Raw genomic sequence first — 16,954 nt, forward strand, 5'->3', positions numbered from 1 at the left:
AATTATCCGAAAAGATTACTTTTACCACATAAAATAAATGTTTAAAATAGCAAATTAATCGCTTGCGGATTTAAGGTGATGTAAGATTATTTTTGTCATGTACTAAAGTTAAATTTAGTATTTTTATTATCAAGTTAAAGGTTAAAACCCTGCTCCCGGATAGCTATCGGGAACACAAATAATTATGTGTTTTTCCCCTATACTTTTATACTTTATCGGCTATTTCACGAAGCAGACTTTAAGTCTGCCAATATAAAACTATGGATTCCCAATCCATGGTGGTCTATTATTAAAAATAATCAGGAAGTTTTTTTGTAAAGAGATTCAAATTGTATTAAATTCGTGTTTTGCGAATCGCGAAACAAAAATTAGGTTTATGAAGAAACATAATGGAATGCGCCCTCACGATATTGTTATTTTATTAAAAATAGTAGCAAAAGGTGATCAGGATTGGTTGATGAAAGATATTGCCAACGAGCTTTTTATTAGTAATAGCGAAGTGAGCGAATCTTTAAATCGCAGTGCACTAGCAGGTCTTATTGCTAATGATAAAAAGCGCATCATGAAGCAAGCTTTGGTGGAGTTTATAACTTCAGGGTTAAAATATGTATATCCACAACAACCAAGCGGATTGGTAAGGGGAATTGCAACAGCACATAGCGCATCACCACTTTCTGAAATGATACAAAGCGATGAATTATATGTATGGCCTTATGCAGAAGGAAACAAAAGAGGGTTTTCTATAGAACCTTTGCATCCAAATGTTCCTAAAGCAGCATTAAAAGATCCTGTTTTGCATGAATTATTGGCTTTAGCCGATGCTATACGTTTAGGAAATGCTAGAGAGCAAAAATTAGCGACAGTAGAACTTGAAAAACATTTCAATTGAAAAACACAATTATAAATAGAATAATCATACAGCGAGTAGCTAAAGTCTTGGGTAAGTTAAACAATGAGGTAATCTGTGTTGGAGGAGCAACGGTAAGCTTGTATATTAATGACCCCTGCTGCCCGATGGTGTAAAACCTACAAAAGAATTGATATTAGTATCAAGATCGTATCTATAACACATTTAGAAGAAATTAGGGAAAAGTTAGTCTCTAAAGGTTTTAAACTATCGGCTGATTTAGGTGTGATTTGCAGATTTAAACTAGAATATTTTTGATAGACGTTATGGGAACTACACCAGTAGGATGGGCACCTGCAAATCCTTGGTTTGAGTTAGGTTTTGAATATAGAGAACAAATTCAAATAGATGAATACACTATTAGCATCATGCCACTACCCTATTTTTTGGCAAGTAAATTTGTTGCTCATTCGGAGAGAGGTGGCAATGATCCTAGAATGAGTCATGATTTTGAGGATATTATTTATATTTTAGATAATCGTACAGATTGGCATGAATTAGTTAGCAGTGCCGATAATAAAGTTAAAAATTATTTGCTTGAGCAATTTCAAATTATTTTGGACTCAAACAGGATGCAGGAAGCTATTATAGGAAGTCTTTATTATGAAACTCAAGATATGGGATATAAAATGATAATTGAAAAAGTTCAATCACTATTTAAATAATAGGGCTGCCCATTGAAGTCTCAAGGCATTGAGGTTATAAATATGGCATAGAACGAGACTTTTTAGAACAGACCCCTTTTTAATTTTCACTCCGCTTTCCTATGCAGCAACCGCGTCAACTTAATGGACAAATCTGTAAGGATGATTTTAGAATTTCCGTTGCGTTCAATATGATATACCGCATCTTGCAGCTCGTCGCTAATTTCCATAATGTTATTATTATGTACAAAAGGCGCAAATTTTTCGAGCTTAAAGCCCTCGGTTTTTGGTTCTAAGTAAACCAAATCGGTAGCGTTATAATTTAGTAACATGGCCTGTCTAAAAAAGTCTAAACAAAACAATAAAAACTGCTTTTGGGTTTCCCTGCCCGTTTTAGCAATATCCTCGCTCCAAGAAATTAGATCGTGAATGGCCGCTTTGTTTCCTTTGGCTTTAAAAGCACTCCGAATCCAGAAAACAAACCATTCCTCAAACTGCAAATCCTCAGAATCATGGTACATCAAATCGCAGGCTTTGTTATAATTACCATTCGCCTGATGCGCTATTTTTGAAGCCACCGAAAGCTCTAAACCGTAATTTTTAATCAAAGCGTTTTTAATAACATCTTCTGCCAACGGTGGAAAATGCAACACTTGGCACCGCGACCTAATCGTATTGATTATTTGCTCCTCATCTTCAGCAATTAAAATAAAAACGGTCTTATTGGGCGGCTCTTCAATAAGCTTTAAAAGTTTGTTGGCACAGGCGGTATTCATTTTTTCCGCCATCCAAACCAGCATCACCTTATAACCGCCTTCATAAGCTTTTAATGCCAAAGCTTTTACAATATCTTGCGCTTCATCAACACCAATCTGTCCCTGCTTATTGTCCACACCCAACAGTTTGTACCAATCAAATAAATTGCCGTAGGGCTGTTCCTTTAAAAGTTTTCGCCATTCTTCAAGGTAATGACTGGAAACGGGATGGCTTTTAGCTTTATCGCTGGTAGTAACCGGAAAGGCAAAATGCAAATCGGGGTGCGAAATGTTATTAAATTTTAGGTTACAGGCCTCATTGCCCGTATTGTTTTCTCCATTAGTGTTGCTGCACAGCACATATTGCGCATAAGCAATGGCCATGGGCAACGTGCCACAACCCTCAGCACCCACAAACAATTGCGCATGCGGAACCCTACCATTTTCAACACTTTGCGTTAAATGGTTTTTAATGTGTTCTTGCCCTAAAATTTCCGAAAATAGCATCGAACAAACCTACACAATTTTTGTTAGATGTTAAAACACTAATTTGTATTTGGGCGTTACCACAAGGGTCAGGCTTTCGGCTAAAAATCTCTTTAAACGTCATGGCGAGGCAACAGATAAAAAAATTATCACGCGATATTGTTGACAATTAAATTGAATTTGAAACTGAAAATTTGAAAATATGGATTGTCCCCTTGAGGGGACTTTAGGGGTGTTTTTAAAATTTGAGTGATATTTAAATACTTTAAAATCAAATATTTAAAATACTTGTCAATGGTAGGACGAAAGACGGAGTCATCTGCCAATTTTTAGTCCAAAACAAAGTTTGGTTGCGTTTTAGTTTAAAAAGGATATCGCCTCAAATGCGAAGTATTCACGATTTCAAAATATAACAATAAAATATGTGAGTAATCCCTAACGCGAATTCCGTACACAGATCAAATTCTCGATGTATTTAGTTTTGTCATTCCTTCGCAGGCAGGAATCCACTAGCGACTCTAGAATTTTATGAATAATGCGAATCAAGTGTTGAAAAGATTAAAATCCATTACGATTTATAAGACAATATTAGGGGCGTTAGCCCTAAAATCGTAGTAGATACATACAAACGTTAATTAAATAAAAAGGGGCGTAGCCCTGTTATCTTCATAAATTAACACGATAATGAACAAAAAACAGATAATCCTGAAATTCAATAAACATGGCAAACACGTACATAATTATTTTATTAAAGATGTCAGGGCCAAAGCCCCTAATTCATCATCATGGCTCATTTTGCTACTACTAAGCCTACAAGGCTAACGCCCCTAAGATAAGTGCGCATTCCAATTTTCACTCGGCTGAATAATTATATTATTTTAACTCTTGATTCGCATGAATAATGTTTTTTTAACAATCAACAAATGTTCTATGCTGTTTATCGATTAGTTAGAATCAAGTCTATATTCTTTTCCCGATAGCTATCGGGACTATTAGCGAAGCGGTCTTTTTTCTTTAGTCGATTAATACCGAATCAAATTTATTTAACAGCTATATCGTTTTCGTTCAACAACAGGTTTTTACAACACTATTTATTTAGTTACATTTGTGAATCAAATATTTAAAAAATTATTAAACTTATATATGAAAACCATTAACGATTTTAATTTCAAAAACAAAAAAGCATTGATCCGTGTCGATTTTAATGTGCCTTTAAATGAAAACTTCGAGGTTACCGATGCTACCCGAATTGTATCAGCAAAACCAACCATTGTTAAAATATTGGAAGATGGCGGAAGCTGTATTTTAATGTCCCACTTAGGGCGCCCAAAAGGCGTTCAAGATCAATTTTCCCTAAAACATATCGTAGATAAGGTTGAAGATATTTTAGGCGTGGAAGTTACCTTTGTACCAGATTGTATTGGAGAAAAAGCCGAAACTGCCGCAGCAAATTTAAAACCAGGACAAATTTTATTGCTTGAAAACCTGCGTTTTTATAAAGAAGAGGAAGCTGGCGATAAAGACTTTGCCGAAAAACTAGCAAAATTAGGAGATATCTATGTAAATGATGCCTTTGGTACAGCGCATAGAGCACACGCTTCAACCACTATTATTGCAGAATTCTTCCCAAATAAAAAATGTTTTGGTTATTTAATGGCCCAGGAAATTGAAAGCATCGACAAAGTTTTAAAAACAGGGGAGAAACCTGTTCTAGCAGTACTTGGCGGGGCCAAAGTATCATCAAAAATAACCATTATCGAAAATATTTTGGATGCGGTAGACCATTTGATTATTGGTGGCGGTATGTCCTTCACATTCATTAAAGCACAAGGAGGAAACATAGGAAACTCCATTCGTGAAGACGATAAACAAGAATTGGCGTTGGAAATTTTAAAGAAAGCCAAAGCTAAAAATGTTCAAGTGCACATTCCTGTTGATGTCGTTGCTGCCGATGCTTTTAGCAACGATGCCAACACACAAATTGTTGACATAGACAAAATACCTGATGGATGGGAAGGCGTTGATGCAGGGCCAAAATCCATAAAAATGTTCCATGACGTGGTGATGAAATCCAAAACCATTCTTTGGAACGGCCCTTTAGGTGTTTTCGAAATGGAAAGTTTTGCAAAAGGCACCATAGAGTTAGGAAATTCCATTGCCGAAGCGACCAAAAACGGTGCGTTTTCTTTAGTTGGCGGTGGCGATTCGGTTGCTGCCGTTAAGCAATTTGGCTTTGAGGATAAAGTGAGTTATGTAAGTACTGGAGGTGGCGCCATGTTAGAAAGTTTGGAAGGCATTACATTACCGGGAATTGCTGCAATTTTAGAATAAAATAAGGTATCCATTTAAAATTCAAGGCATTACATTTGGCCACCAATGCACGAATATATTTTAAAATTCGTGCATTGGCGGCTTTTTTTTGAAATAAATAAAGAAAACCGACAAAAGAATCGTTTTTCGCAATTAATCGATAGATTAAAGGATATAAACTAAATTAAGTTTTTATTTTAACTTAAAAAATACGATTTTAGCCATAATATCGTTCAATACAACCAACCAAATTGATTTTATGGCCTTTAGATTTTATATAATATTACTCATTTTTAGCTTTGGAACGTGTTTTTCGCAATCCCAAAAATCCAATCAGGGTTTAGATGGAATTAAAACCAATCCCAACGTCATCCAAACCCAAAAGGACAGTCTTTTAATACAGAAAGTAGAAGACGATATCATTGCGGCCGATTTCGACCAAAAATGGCTAGAAGAACTTTACAGTAATACGCTATACGATACTATTTATAATTCAGTAAGCGATCTTTCTTTTGAAGAGGTGGAATATCCCGAACTATCCACAGAACTTCTTAAAACCAGACTGGCCGATTTAAGTTCTAAAACGCCTTTTAACGTTGAATATAATCCGGGTTTGGAAAGTGTTATAAAATCCTATCTAAAAAACAGGAGGGAGACTTTACAAAAACTGATTAATTTAAGTGCTTTTTATTTCCCCATGTTCGAGCGCGCATTGGATAAAAACGATTTGCCTCTAGAAATAAAATATTTGGCCATTGTGGAATCGGCATTAAAACCCAGGGCCAAATCCAGGGTTGGTGCTACCGGCTTGTGGCAATTTATGTACAGCACGGGTAAAATGTACGGTTTGGATGTAAGTAGTTACGTAGATGAACGTAGCGACCCCATAAAATCTACCGAAGCCGCCGCCCAATATCTATCCAAACTTTACGAAATTTTTGGCGATTGGGATTTGGCCTTGGCTGCCTACAATTCCGGCCCAGGGAATGTTACAAAAGCCATACGTCGCTCGGGCGGATACCAAAATTATTGGAACATCAGGCATAATTTGCCACGTGAAACCGCTGGGTATTTACCGGCATTTTTAGCCACCATGTATATTTTTGAATATGCTGAAGAACACGGGTTTACAAAACCAAGACCGGAAGTGGCATTGTTTGAAACCGATACCATTCGAGTGAAACAAATGATTACGCTCGACCAAATTTCTGAAGCAACAGGTGTTGAAATGGAAGAACTTCAGTTTTTAAACCCTTCTTATAAATTAGACATCATTCCTTTTGTAAAAGGCGAAAATTATGCGCTTCGATTGCCTAAAACCGTTATGGGCGATTTTGTAACAAACGAAGATCACATATACGACTTTGCTAAAGCGGAGTTTGCTAAACGCGAAAAACCCATGCCCCAATTTTTTGAATCGGACACAAAAACAACACATAGGGTCAGGTCTGGTGAGTTTTTAGGGATCATTGCAAGAAAGTATGGCGTTAGGGTAAGCGATATTAAAAAGTGGAACGGTTTACGGAGCAATAATTTAAAAATTGGTCAGCGCTTAACCATTTATCCCCGAAATTCAGGCGCGCCATCATCATCTTCAATTGGCAAAACCGCAGCAACAAAATCGGTTTCCGGTAGCTCAACAACGTATACGGTAAGAAGCGGTGACTCACTTTGGAGCATCTCGCAAAAATTTCCTGGAGTTTCTGTTCAAAATATTAAAGATTGGAACGGTATTAGTGGTAGTAATTTAAAACCGGGAATGAAACTTAAAGTATCCAAAAGCTAAATTCCCTTAAATCTAGTATAAATGATGCGACATTATCTTTTTTCTTTTTTAGTATTCATCTTGATAGTATCCTGTGGCGATAAAAAAAAGTCCGATCAAAAAATGCTTGCAAATTCCTCGGGCAGTATCAATAACGTATCGGTGGTTGTAGATAATGAATTATGGGATGGTAGTATTGGCGATGCCATTAGAAATGTGCTTACCGAACCTATTTACGGGTTGCCCCAAGATGAGCCCATTTTTACAATCAGTCAAATCCCGCCCTCTGTGTTCTCCGGTTTTGTTACAAAAAACAGAACCGTTTTAAAGATTGAAATAAAGAAAGATCCAGGCATAGAAATTTTAAACAATGTGTATGCACAACCCCAAAAGGTTATTGTAATATGGGGCAAAACAAGACAAGAAATTATTCAGGTTATTAATGAAAATGCTGCAAAAATAGTAGAGACCTTTAAAAACGAAGAAATTGCCGAAAGACGCCGCCAAATGGCTAAATCACCTCATAAATTTACCTCCATACAAAAAAAACTAGGATTGACCATTCAATTCCCATCTGTTTATAGAATAGCGAAAGAAAGTGATGATTTCTTTTGGATCAGAAAAGAGATTACCACAGGAACCACCAATCTGATGATTTTTGAGGTGCCCTACAATGCCATTAAGCGAAATGACAGTTTGGTAAACCAAATAGTGAAGCTAAGGGACTCCGTTGCAAAAATTTATATTAAAGGAAGACAGGATGGTGAAGTAAATGCCGATGGAGAAAAAATTGAATCTTATATGACTACCGAAGATGCCTATGCGCCTTTTATCCAGGAAACCATCGTTGACAATAAACCTACCATAGAAACAAAAGGGATTTGGGATTTGAAGGCAGATTTTATGGGAGGCCCTTTTATAAACTACGCCATTGAGGATAAAATCAATAAACGATGGGTAATTATTGAAGGTTTTGCTTTTGCGCCATCGGTTGAGAAGCGCGATTATATGTTGGAGTTGGAGGCTATTATCAAATCGGTAAAAATAGATTAGAAAGTTCATAAACAAAAAGTCCAACACCATAATGGTGTTGGACTTTTTGTTTTCGTACAAAAGAGGATTTAATTTTTATCGTCTTTTTTGTCGTCTTCTCTACTGGCATCTTTAAATTCTTTAATACCACTACCAAGACCTCTCATTAATTCAGGGATTTTTTTTCCGCCAAACAACAATAAAACAACCACCACAATCAGTACAATCTGCATGGGGCCAATAGCTAAAAATATACCTAGTGAAATCATAAGTTAACAATTTTATTATGCAAAGTTAATAATTATACTTTAATAAAACCGTTTTGAGTATAACTTTAGCATAAAGCAAACAACTCTTGCGATAATTTTATTTAATTTTGTTTCAATATGAACGATAAAAAAGGGAAGCCAAAAAAAATAAAGAGAAAGCTACTCGATAAATACCGATTGGTCATACTTAACGAAGATACGTTCGAAGAGCGCATTTCCATTAGGTTAAACAGATTAAATGTATTTGTTTTAGCATCTTTATCCGTAATTTTTTTAATTGCAGGAACTACCTTTTTAATTGCTTTTACACCATTAAGGGAATATATTCCCGGATACTCATCGGCGGCTTTAAAAAAGAAGGCCACTGAGTTAAATTATAAGACGGACTCACTGCAACAGGTCATATCCATGAACGACCGCTATTATGCTTCCATAAAAAAGGTATTGCAAGGTGATGTTAATACGATGGATTTTGTTAAAGACTCCATTATTAGAGCGGTAAAATTGGAAGCTGGTGAAGTAGATTTAAAACCCACCGCAGCAGATTCAGTGTTACGGCAAAAAGTAGATAAAGAAGATAAATACAATCTGTTTGAATCGGCAAAAACAGCTTCAAACTTTGTATTGTTTCCACCAGTAAACGGCACCATTAGTGAACCGTACAATATAAAAAAGAAACATTTCGCCGTAGATGTGGTGGTGGCAAAAGACACCCCGATTAAAGCAACTGCCGATGGCACCGTTATTTTTGCAGAATGGACTGCCAGTACGGGTTACGTTGTTATTGTAGAACATAGTTACGGTCTCATTTCGGTGTATAAGCATAACTCAGCCCTAATAAAATCGCAAGGCGATTTGGTCAAGGCGGGTGAGGTTATTGCCACTGCGGGAAATACGGGTGAACTGTCAACAGGTCCCCATTTACATTTCGAGCTTTGGAATGACGGTTACCCCACCAACCCCACCAACTTTATAGATTTTAAATAATGGAACGGATAAGCAACTGTCTTCTTTCATCAGTCTTCGGTCATCCGCCTTCCGTCCCTTCAAATACATCCGTATGCTATCAATAAAAGCCGCTTTAGCGAAACCTTTTGCAAAACGAGTACACTATAAAATAAATAAGTGGGCAAGCAAACCAGTTGAAACACAGGAAAAGGTGTTTAAAAAATTAATTGCCCACGCCGCTGACACCCAATTTGGAAAAGACCACGATTTTAAAAGTATCCAATCACATGACGATTTTATAAAGCGCGTTCCTGTAAGGGATTATGAAGATTTAAAACCTTATGTGGAGCGTGTGGTTGCAGGAGAAGAAGATGTGCTGTGGAAAGGAAAACCACTTTATTTTGCCAAAACTTCGGGTACTACATCAGGATCTAAATATATTCCCATATCCAAAGAAAGTATGCCGTATCATGTAAAATCGGCAAGAAACGCCATTTTGATGTATGTATATGAAACGGGGAACACCAGTTTTGTCGACGGAAAAATGATTTTTCTTCAAGGAAGCCCCATTCTTAAAGAACAGAACGGTGTTCAATTAGGAAGGCTTTCTGGTATTGTAGCGCATTATATTCCTAAATATCTTCAAAAAAACAGATTGCCTTCTTGGGAAACCAATTGTATTGAAGATTGGGAAACCAAAGTAGATGCCATAGTGGAGGAAACGCTACCTGAAAATATGACCATTATATCGGGAATCCCTTCGTGGGTACAGATGTATTTTGAAAAACTTCAGCAAAAAACAGGCAAAAAAGTAGGCGAAATTTTTAAAAATTTCAACCTTTTTATTTTTGGAGGTGTTAATTACGAACCTTACCGGGCAAAATTTGAAAATCTTATAGGGAGAAAAGTAGATAGCATCGAATTGTATCCGGCAAGTGAGGGTTTTTTTGCATTTCAAGACAAACAAAATGAAAAAGGGATGCTGCTTCAGCTTAAATCGGGCATTTTTTATGAGTTTATTAAAGCCGATGCCTTTTTTGATGAAAATCCAAAACGAATCACCATTAAAGATGTGGAGGTTGGGGTAAACTATGTGATGATTATTTCAACAAATGCTGGTTTATGGGCCTATAATATTGGCGATACGGTGGAGTTTACTTCCACAAAACCCTATCGCGTTATTGTTTCAGGGCGTATTAAACATTTTATTTCTGCGTTTGGTGAGCATGTTATTGGGAAGGAAGTGGAGCAAGCTTTGCAGGAAGCCACTTTAAATTCCAACATTAGGGTTACAGAATTTACCGTGGCGCCCCAAATTAATCCGAAAGAAGGCTTGCCCTACCACGAATGGTTTATAGAATTTGAAAACGAACCGGAAAATCTTTCAGCATTGGCTAAAAAAATTGACCAATCCCTTCAAAAACAAAACAGTTATTATTTCGACTTGATTTCAGGCCATGTCTTACAGCCTCTAAAAATCACGAAAGTGACAAAAGGAGGGTTTCAAGAGTATATGAAATCCATTGGAAAATTAGGCGGTCAAAACAAGCTTCCAAGATTATCCAACGACCGAAAAATTGTTGAGGGTTTTCCGCACATAAATTAAACCAAATAATGTTATATTTGCACGTCAAATTGAAGTATGGGTAATAAAAAACATCATGAACGAACACGGGCCCAAGAAAGCACGAATGCCATTGAAAGGATGTATATTACTATGCGCCATTTGTTTAACCGTGGTTTTTATAAGCCAATGGGCATTTCGGGAGAGACCCTTAGGCAATCATTACTACTATTACGCCCCGAAATTTATGGCTCTATAGGCGAAGAAAAAGCCGAATTGGAAGGTTTACTCTATGTTATAGATCGACTTCCTATAGGCATTGAAGAATGTACATTTATTAATTTAACGAGCGATGAAGGGTATTCAAACTCACATTTTAAGGCTATAATTCCTGAAAAAAGAAGACGGAATTGCTACAGAATAGATGCCGAGCAAATGAACATCGAGATTACCCGAGGGCGTTCTGAAATCTATGACATCTTAACGCATCTTACTTTTTTGTTTGTAGAATCGCATAAAATCAGTAATCGTGTCATCATTGATGAAAGTGGAGCAACCACAAGAGATTGGACCAAACTTGAAAATGCCGTTCTATCAAAAAACAAACTGACCCAAAGCGAGCGAGAAATTGCCATAACACATACTGCCAATATTTTAGGTCGCACATTTAATGAGCTGAGAGCTGCTTACGCCGATTTTGCAACCCCATCCCAACCAGAGCGTTTGTTGCATATTGTGTACTGGTTAGGTAAATTGGCCATTGAAGAGTTGATAAACAATAACAAACGCACCGTTACCTTTAGTCCTGTTTTAAGAGAGCGCTTAGGGCACCATATACATGGTGAAATTTGGGCAGACACCATAAAGGACGCTCTTTATAAAAATGATCTATTGGAACGCCCCATCCATATCATCAGTGCGAACATGCACAGTGTTATGAATACGCTTTTTGCACCATCAGCATTAAAAACAGGAGCTTCAAAAAAAGATGTTTACAGTGTTTACCAATCGTTAAGTGTTAGGGGAAATAACGACCTTCGAAATAAAGTCACCAAAGAAGCGTTACAAAATGGCATGATTTATATTGAGGATGCCTCAGGCACCAAAATAGATGTTCAAATTTTTGATGCGTGTAAAATAGATGTTTCAAAACTGGACATTCAAGTTAACGAAAGCCTTATACAATCTGAAAAACCCGTTATAGTGGTAATGGATTATGCTTTTGGGGAACAGGCGTATGAAACCATTGACGAGCTATTAAAACCCTATAAAATAAAGGGAAAGAAAATCCATTTGAACGTGGAATCTATTTCCATTATGGGAAAAGCAGGGATTTTGGAAGGAGGAAAAGGCGACATCATGATTCCTTCTGCCCATATTTTTGAAGGAACTGCGGACAATTATCCATTTAACAACGAATTGTCCAAAAAAGACATGGAAGGCCATGGTATCAATGTGTATGAAGGGGCGATGATTACCGTTTTGGGCACCTCATTACAGAACAAGGACATTTTAAAATTCTTTTACAACTCCACCTGGAGCGTTATTGGATTGGAAATGGAAGGCGCACATTACCAAAAAGCCATTCAAGCAGCCTCAAAAGTGAGAGGCAGCATCAGCCCCAATGTAAAAGTAAGATATGCTTATTACGCCAGTGACAACCCTTTGGAAACAGGAGCAACATTAGCTTCTGGAGGTTTAGGAACTACGGGCGTAAAGCCAACCTATTTAATAACAAGAAAAATAATAGAACAAATATTTAATCAATAATACCAAGGTTATGAATAATGAATTGCCCAAACCGCAACAATCTGAAGAAGTAGATTTAGGACAGCTATTTAGACTTATTGGAAATGCTTTCGACCGATTTTTTCGATTTATAGGCAGCATTTTCAAAGGCATATTTTTAGCATTTGTTTGGTTGGTGTTTTTTATAAAAAAACATATCTTAAAACTTGTAATTGCTGGGGTTGTTGGGATAGCTTTAGGTATTTTATTAGATAAGACTTCTGAACCAGTGTATAAATCGTATGCAACCATTAAACAAAATTATCCAACGGGGGAAAACTTATACAGTTCTATTAGTTATTATAAAGATTTGGTAAAACAAAAAGACGTTAACACTTTACAAAAAACCTTGAATATTCAAAAAAGTGAAGCTGAAACTATTTTAGATTTTGAAGTAGCACCTGTTATTAGTGAAAATGAAAAGCTACAAAAATTTGACGAATACATTAAAACATTAGATTCGGCAGTAGCTTCTAAAGTTGAATATGAAACCTACATTAAAAACGTTGAAAACTATACCTACGAATATCAGCAAATAGCCATTAAAGCAAAAGCAAGGAATAGTTTTAAGAAAGTATTTGATAATATTATTGAAAACATAGATAAAAACGAATTCTTTGAAAGAGAACAGGAAAAAGATTTAACAGAATTAAAAAACGAAGAAACGGCATTAATGCAGGCTTTAAACCAATCCGATTCTTTACAAAGCACCTATAAGCGGGTATTGGAAAAAGTATTGGAGAAAGATAAAGGAGCACAAACCAGTATCACCATTGAAGGCTCTACACAAATTGATAAAACCAAAGAGTTTGATTTGTATAAAAGTGATTTAGAACTAAGGCAAAAGTTAGTTGATAATAGAAGAAAACAAGCAGACAAACAATTTGTAGTTGAAGTAGTGTCTAGCAAACAAGAAAGTGGTATAGCAGATAAATCAAAAATGGTTTTTGGAAAATCAATTAGTATTAAGAAATATTATGCCATTGGATTGGTGTTGTTAACTTTCATTATTTTACTGGCCTTAGAGTCTATCAAATATTTAGAAAAATATAATAAATAAAAGACCAATGAAAATCTTAATAACAGGTGGTGCAGGTTTTATAGGCTCTCATGTTGTAAGACTATTTGTTGAAAAATATCCTAATTACCATATTTTTAATTTAGACTTGCTTACCTATGCGGGCAACTTGGAGAATTTAAAGGACATTGAAAATAAACCCAATTATACGTTTGTAAAAGGGGATATAACGGATGAGGTTTTTATAAACCAATTATTTGAAAAGCACCAATTTGAAAGTGTTATCCATTTAGCGGCAGAATCGCATGTAGATCGTTCGATTAAAGATCCTTTAGCCTTTGTTAAAACGAATGTTATAGGCACCATCATTCTTTTAAATGCATTTAAGAACACTTGGAAAAACAATTTCAGCAATAAATTGTTTTACCATGTAAGTACCGATGAGGTTTATGGCACATTGGGCCAAACAGGGTTGTTTACCGAAACCACCCCGTATGACCCAAATTCACCATATTCCGCATCAAAAGCAAGTTCCGATCATTTTGTAAGGGCTTATGGAGAAACCTACGGCATGCCTTATTTAATAACCAATTGCTCCAATAATTATGGGCAAAATCAATTCCCGGAAAAGTTGATCCCTCTTTTTATAAATAACATAATCAACAATAAAGCATTGCCGGTGTATGGCGATGGCAATTATACCAGGGATTGGCTATATGTAAAAGATCATGCCGTTGCCATCGACTTGGTTTTCCATAAAGGAAAAAGCCAACAAACCTATAATATTGGCGGTTTTAATGAATGGAAAAATATTGATTTGGTAAAGTTGTTATGCCAGCAGATGGATGAAAAACTACATAGAGAAAAAGGTATTTCCGAAAAACTGATAACGTATGTAAAAGATCGCCCTGGGCATGATTTACGATACGCTATAGATGCATCAAAAATAAACAACGAATTGGGCTGGAAACCATCTGTAACCTTTGAAGAAGGACTTGATAAAACCATCGATTGGTATTTGAACAATGAAGATTGGTTGCTTAACGTTACTAGCGGAGATTATCAATTGTACTATCAAAAACAATATAATTGAAATTAACAAAATAAAGACCTCACAGGTTTTCAAAACCTGTGAGGTAAGAAAACATATCTTGAAATACCTTAATTAAAAAACAAATAAAAACAGATGAAAGGCATCATATTGGCAGGAGGTTCGGGAACGCGTTTACACCCACTAACTAAAGTGGTAAGCAAACAGCTTATGCCTATTTATGATAAACCCATGATTTACTATCCATTAACTACATTAATGTCGGCAGGGATTAAAGAGATACTAATTATTTCAACCTCAAAGGACACACCAATGTTTAAAGAACTTTTAGGTACTGGTAAAGATTACGGATGCACTTTTGGATACGCTATACAAGAACAGCCTAACGGGTTGGCGGAAGCATTTTTAATTGGTGAAACATTTATTGGAAACGATAATGTAGCCCTTATTTTGGGGGATAATATATTTTACGGTTCGGGATTGAACGAAACTTTGCAAGCAACCATCAACCCCAAAGGAGGCGTGATTTTTGCTTACCATGTTCAAGACCCAAATCGTTATGGTGTGGTAGAATTTGATGAGCAGAATAAGGTAATATCAATTGAAGAAAAACCAGAAGCCCCAAAATCAAACTATGCAGTTCCCGGTATTTATTTTTATGATAATTCTGTAATTTCTATAGCCAAAAACATAAAACCTAGTAAACGGGGTGAGTTGGAAATTACTGATGTAAATAAAGCCTATTTAAAGTTGGGGAATCTAAAAGTTCAAATATTGGATAAAGGGACGGCTTGGTTAGATACGGGCACCTTCACATCACTCATGCAAGCATCCCAATTTGTACAGGTAATTGAAGAAAGACAAGGGCAAAAAATAGGCTGTATAGAAGAAGTAGCTTATAAAATGGGTTATATAGATAAATCGCAATTGCATAAACTGGCCGAACCATTACTGAAAAGTGGTTATGGTAAATATCTTCAACAATTATAGCAGCATGACTATTGAAGAAACATATTTAAAAGGGTGTTTTGTAATAACACCAAAAGTATTTGAGGACGAAAGAGGCTGTTTTTTTGAGAGTTTCAACAAAAAGATATTTGAGCAAAAAATAGGAGTTGATGCTGTTTTTGTTCAAGACAATCAATCAAAATCTTCTATTGGGGTTTTAAGAGGGCTACATTTTCAGACCGGAAAATTTGCCCAATCAAAATTAGTTAGTGTACCAAAAGGAAAAGTATTGGATGTTTGTGTAGATATTAGAAAAGAATCCAAAACATTTGGACAACATTTTTCAATAATATTAGACGATATAAAACACCAGCAATTATACATACCAAGAGGTTTTGCTCATGGTTTTTTAGTGTTGGAAAACAACACCATTTTTACTTATAAATGCGATAATTTTTACAATAAAGAATCAGAAGGCGGGATTATTTACAATGATAAAGATTTGAATATTGATTGGGTTTTTGGCGAAAAGGAATTTATAATTTCCGAAAAAGACCAAAAACTACCTAATTTAAAAAGCGCAAAATTATGACAACCATTTTGGTTACAGGAAGCAATGGGCAATTAGGAATTTGTTTGAAAGATATTGCAGAAAATGATTTAAATATATTATATACAGATTATCAAGAACTTGATATTTGTGACTTAAATAAAGTTACCCAGTTTTTTCAATCCCACAGTAAAATTGATTATTGTATTAATTGTGCAGCTTACACAGCGGTAGATAAAGCTGAAGAAGATTATGATAAAGCTTACCAAATAAATGCCATGGGCGCTAAAAATTTAGCCTTGGCCTGTAAATCCAAACATACTACATTAATTCATGTTTCTACCGATTTTGTTTTTGATGGATTAAAAACAGAGGCATATAGTGAGACCGATGAAACAAAACCAGTAAATGTTTATGGAAAAACTAAACTAAAAGGCGAAATAGAAATAAAACAAATATTAAAAACACACTTTATTTTAAGAACATCTTGGTTATATTCAGAACACGGTAATAATTTTATGAAAACCATGTTAAGGCTTTCAAAGGATAGAAATAAAATAAGCGTTGTAAGTGATCAAATAGGAACCCCAACTTATGCAGGTGATTTGGCTAAAGTAATATTTCACATAATTAATATAGAATCTCAAAATTATGGGTTGTACCATTACAGTAATTTAGGGGAGATAAGCTGGTTTGATTTTGCAAAGGCTATTTTCAAGGAAAGTAAGATTGATGTTGAATTATTACCAATAAAAACAAAAGACTACCCAACATTGGCAAAACGACCCGTGTATAGTGTTTTAGATAAGTCTAAAATAATAAAAACGTTTAATGTTGAAATCCCTTATTGGAAGAATAGTTTAAAGAAAAGCCTATTTAGATTACATGAAGCTCAATAAAGAGAACCTTTTTTAGTTAA

At 35.6% G+C, this 16,954-nt stretch carries 15 protein-coding genes; 13 read left to right on the forward strand and 2 right to left on the reverse strand.

Going from position 1 to position 16,954, the window contains the following annotated elements:
• The first annotated feature begins 376 nt into the window (after window positions 1-376).
• Window positions 377-889: a hypothetical protein gene (locus tag ACU1LP_RS06255; protein ID WP_445735863.1), complete on the forward strand. Its 513-nt coding sequence runs from the start codon at window positions 377-379 to the stop codon at window positions 887-889.
• A gap of 284 nt (window positions 890-1,173) precedes the next feature.
• Complete coding sequence (locus tag ACU1LP_RS06260) at window positions 1,174-1,572, forward strand: hypothetical protein (RefSeq protein WP_445735864.1); 399 nt, start codon at window positions 1,174-1,176, stop codon at window positions 1,570-1,572.
• Between the two features lie 86 nt (window positions 1,573-1,658).
• Here the strand turns inward: ACU1LP_RS06260 and ACU1LP_RS06265 are convergent, their stop codons facing one another.
• The gene (locus ACU1LP_RS06265; protein ID WP_445735865.1) at window positions 1,659-2,813 is read right to left on the reverse strand and encodes a DNA polymerase III subunit; all 1,155 of its coding nucleotides are present in this window, start codon (window positions 2,811-2,813) and stop codon (window positions 1,659-1,661) included.
• A 1,122-nt stretch (window positions 2,814-3,935) separates the two neighbouring features.
• Between ACU1LP_RS06265 and ACU1LP_RS06270 the strand changes: the two genes are divergently transcribed.
• From ACU1LP_RS06270 to ACU1LP_RS06280, 3 genes are all read left to right on the forward strand, one after another.
• Entirely contained in the window at window positions 3,936-5,123 is a 1,188-nt protein-coding gene (locus ACU1LP_RS06270; RefSeq protein WP_445730702.1) for a phosphoglycerate kinase, read from the forward strand.
• 238 nt (window positions 5,124-5,361) lie between these two features.
• A complete protein-coding gene (locus ACU1LP_RS06275; protein WP_445733555.1) occupies window positions 5,362-6,888 on the forward strand; it encodes a LysM peptidoglycan-binding domain-containing protein in 1,527 nt (508 codons plus the stop codon).
• Between the two features lie 102 nt (window positions 6,889-6,990).
• Window positions 6,991-7,920, forward strand: coding sequence for a DUF4837 family protein (locus ACU1LP_RS06280; RefSeq protein WP_445733556.1), 930 nt, complete (start codon window positions 6,991-6,993; stop codon window positions 7,918-7,920).
• 68 nt (window positions 7,921-7,988) lie between these two features.
• Here ACU1LP_RS06280 and tatA read toward each other — a convergent pair whose 3' ends face one another.
• Window positions 7,989-8,168 (reverse strand): twin-arginine translocase TatA/TatE family subunit, encoded by a 180-nt coding sequence (gene tatA, locus ACU1LP_RS06285; protein WP_445730705.1) that lies wholly within the window; start codon window positions 8,166-8,168, stop codon window positions 7,989-7,991.
• A gap of 117 nt (window positions 8,169-8,285) precedes the next feature.
• Here tatA and ACU1LP_RS06290 point away from each other — a divergent pair, with 117 nt between their 5' ends.
• From ACU1LP_RS06290 to rfbD, 8 genes are all read left to right on the forward strand, one after another.
• Window positions 8,286-9,155 carry a M23 family metallopeptidase gene (locus ACU1LP_RS06290; protein ID WP_445730706.1) on the forward strand — a complete coding sequence of 290 codons (870 nt, stop codon included), beginning with the start codon at window positions 8,286-8,288 and terminating at the stop codon, window positions 9,153-9,155.
• Between the two features lie 73 nt (window positions 9,156-9,228).
• Window positions 9,229-10,722 carry a GH3 auxin-responsive promoter family protein gene (locus tag ACU1LP_RS06295; protein WP_445733557.1) on the forward strand — a complete coding sequence of 498 codons (1,494 nt, stop codon included), beginning with the start codon at window positions 9,229-9,231 and terminating at the stop codon, window positions 10,720-10,722.
• A 36-nt stretch (window positions 10,723-10,758) separates the two neighbouring features.
• Window positions 10,759-12,450 (forward strand): DUF6909 family protein, encoded by a 1,692-nt coding sequence (locus ACU1LP_RS06300; protein ID WP_445733558.1) that lies wholly within the window; start codon window positions 10,759-10,761, stop codon window positions 12,448-12,450.
• A gap of 10 nt (window positions 12,451-12,460) precedes the next feature.
• Window positions 12,461-13,528, forward strand: a complete 1,068-nt coding sequence (locus ACU1LP_RS06305; protein WP_445730709.1) for a hypothetical protein — start codon at window positions 12,461-12,463, stop codon at window positions 13,526-13,528.
• A gap of 7 nt (window positions 13,529-13,535) precedes the next feature.
• Complete coding sequence (rfbB, locus tag ACU1LP_RS06310; protein WP_445733559.1) at window positions 13,536-14,579, forward strand: dTDP-glucose 4,6-dehydratase; 1,044 nt, start codon at window positions 13,536-13,538, stop codon at window positions 14,577-14,579.
• Between the two features lie 93 nt (window positions 14,580-14,672).
• Window positions 14,673-15,527: a glucose-1-phosphate thymidylyltransferase RfbA gene (rfbA, locus tag ACU1LP_RS06315; protein WP_445730711.1), complete on the forward strand. Its 855-nt coding sequence runs from the start codon at window positions 14,673-14,675 to the stop codon at window positions 15,525-15,527.
• Between the two features lie 4 nt (window positions 15,528-15,531).
• Window positions 15,532-16,077, forward strand: coding sequence for a dTDP-4-dehydrorhamnose 3,5-epimerase (gene rfbC / locus ACU1LP_RS06320; protein WP_445733562.1), 546 nt, complete (start codon window positions 15,532-15,534; stop codon window positions 16,075-16,077).
• On the forward strand, window positions 16,074-16,934 hold the full coding sequence (gene rfbD / locus ACU1LP_RS06325) for a dTDP-4-dehydrorhamnose reductase (RefSeq protein ID WP_445730712.1): 861 nt from the start codon (window positions 16,074-16,076) through the stop codon (window positions 16,932-16,934). Before rfbC ends, rfbD begins: the two co-directional genes overlap by 4 nt.
• The last annotated feature ends 20 nt before the right edge of the window (window positions 16,935-16,954 follow it).

Source organism: Mariniflexile sp. (assembly GCF_052728615.1).

Coding starts and splice junctions, on each gene's coding strand:
- tatA (WP_445730705.1), bottom strand. CDS start 8,168: ATGATTTCACTAGGTATATTTTTAGCTATTGGCCCCATGCAGATTGTA.
- ACU1LP_RS06265 (WP_445735865.1), bottom strand. CDS start 2,813: ATGCTATTTTCGGAAATTTTAGGGCAAGAACACATTAAAAACCATTTA.
- ACU1LP_RS06295 (WP_445733557.1), top strand. CDS start 9,229: ATGCTATCAATAAAAGCCGCTTTAGCGAAACCTTTTGCAAAACGAGTA.
- rfbD (WP_445730712.1), top strand. CDS start 16,074: ATGACAACCATTTTGGTTACAGGAAGCAATGGGCAATTAGGAATTTGT.
- ACU1LP_RS06305 (WP_445730709.1), top strand. CDS start 12,461: ATGAATAATGAATTGCCCAAACCGCAACAATCTGAAGAAGTAGATTTA.
- ACU1LP_RS06270 (WP_445730702.1), top strand. CDS start 3,936: ATGAAAACCATTAACGATTTTAATTTCAAAAACAAAAAAGCATTGATC.
- ACU1LP_RS06260 (WP_445735864.1), top strand. CDS start 1,174: ATGGGAACTACACCAGTAGGATGGGCACCTGCAAATCCTTGGTTTGAG.
- rfbB (WP_445733559.1), top strand. CDS start 13,536: ATGAAAATCTTAATAACAGGTGGTGCAGGTTTTATAGGCTCTCATGTT.
- ACU1LP_RS06275 (WP_445733555.1), top strand. CDS start 5,362: ATGGCCTTTAGATTTTATATAATATTACTCATTTTTAGCTTTGGAACG.
- ACU1LP_RS06255 (WP_445735863.1), top strand. CDS start 377: ATGAAGAAACATAATGGAATGCGCCCTCACGATATTGTTATTTTATTA.
- ACU1LP_RS06290 (WP_445730706.1), top strand. CDS start 8,286: ATGAACGATAAAAAAGGGAAGCCAAAAAAAATAAAGAGAAAGCTACTC.
- rfbA (WP_445730711.1), top strand. CDS start 14,673: ATGAAAGGCATCATATTGGCAGGAGGTTCGGGAACGCGTTTACACCCA.
- rfbC (WP_445733562.1), top strand. CDS start 15,532: ATGACTATTGAAGAAACATATTTAAAAGGGTGTTTTGTAATAACACCA.
- ACU1LP_RS06280 (WP_445733556.1), top strand. CDS start 6,991: ATGCTTGCAAATTCCTCGGGCAGTATCAATAACGTATCGGTGGTTGTA.
- ACU1LP_RS06300 (WP_445733558.1), top strand. CDS start 10,759: ATGGGTAATAAAAAACATCATGAACGAACACGGGCCCAAGAAAGCACG.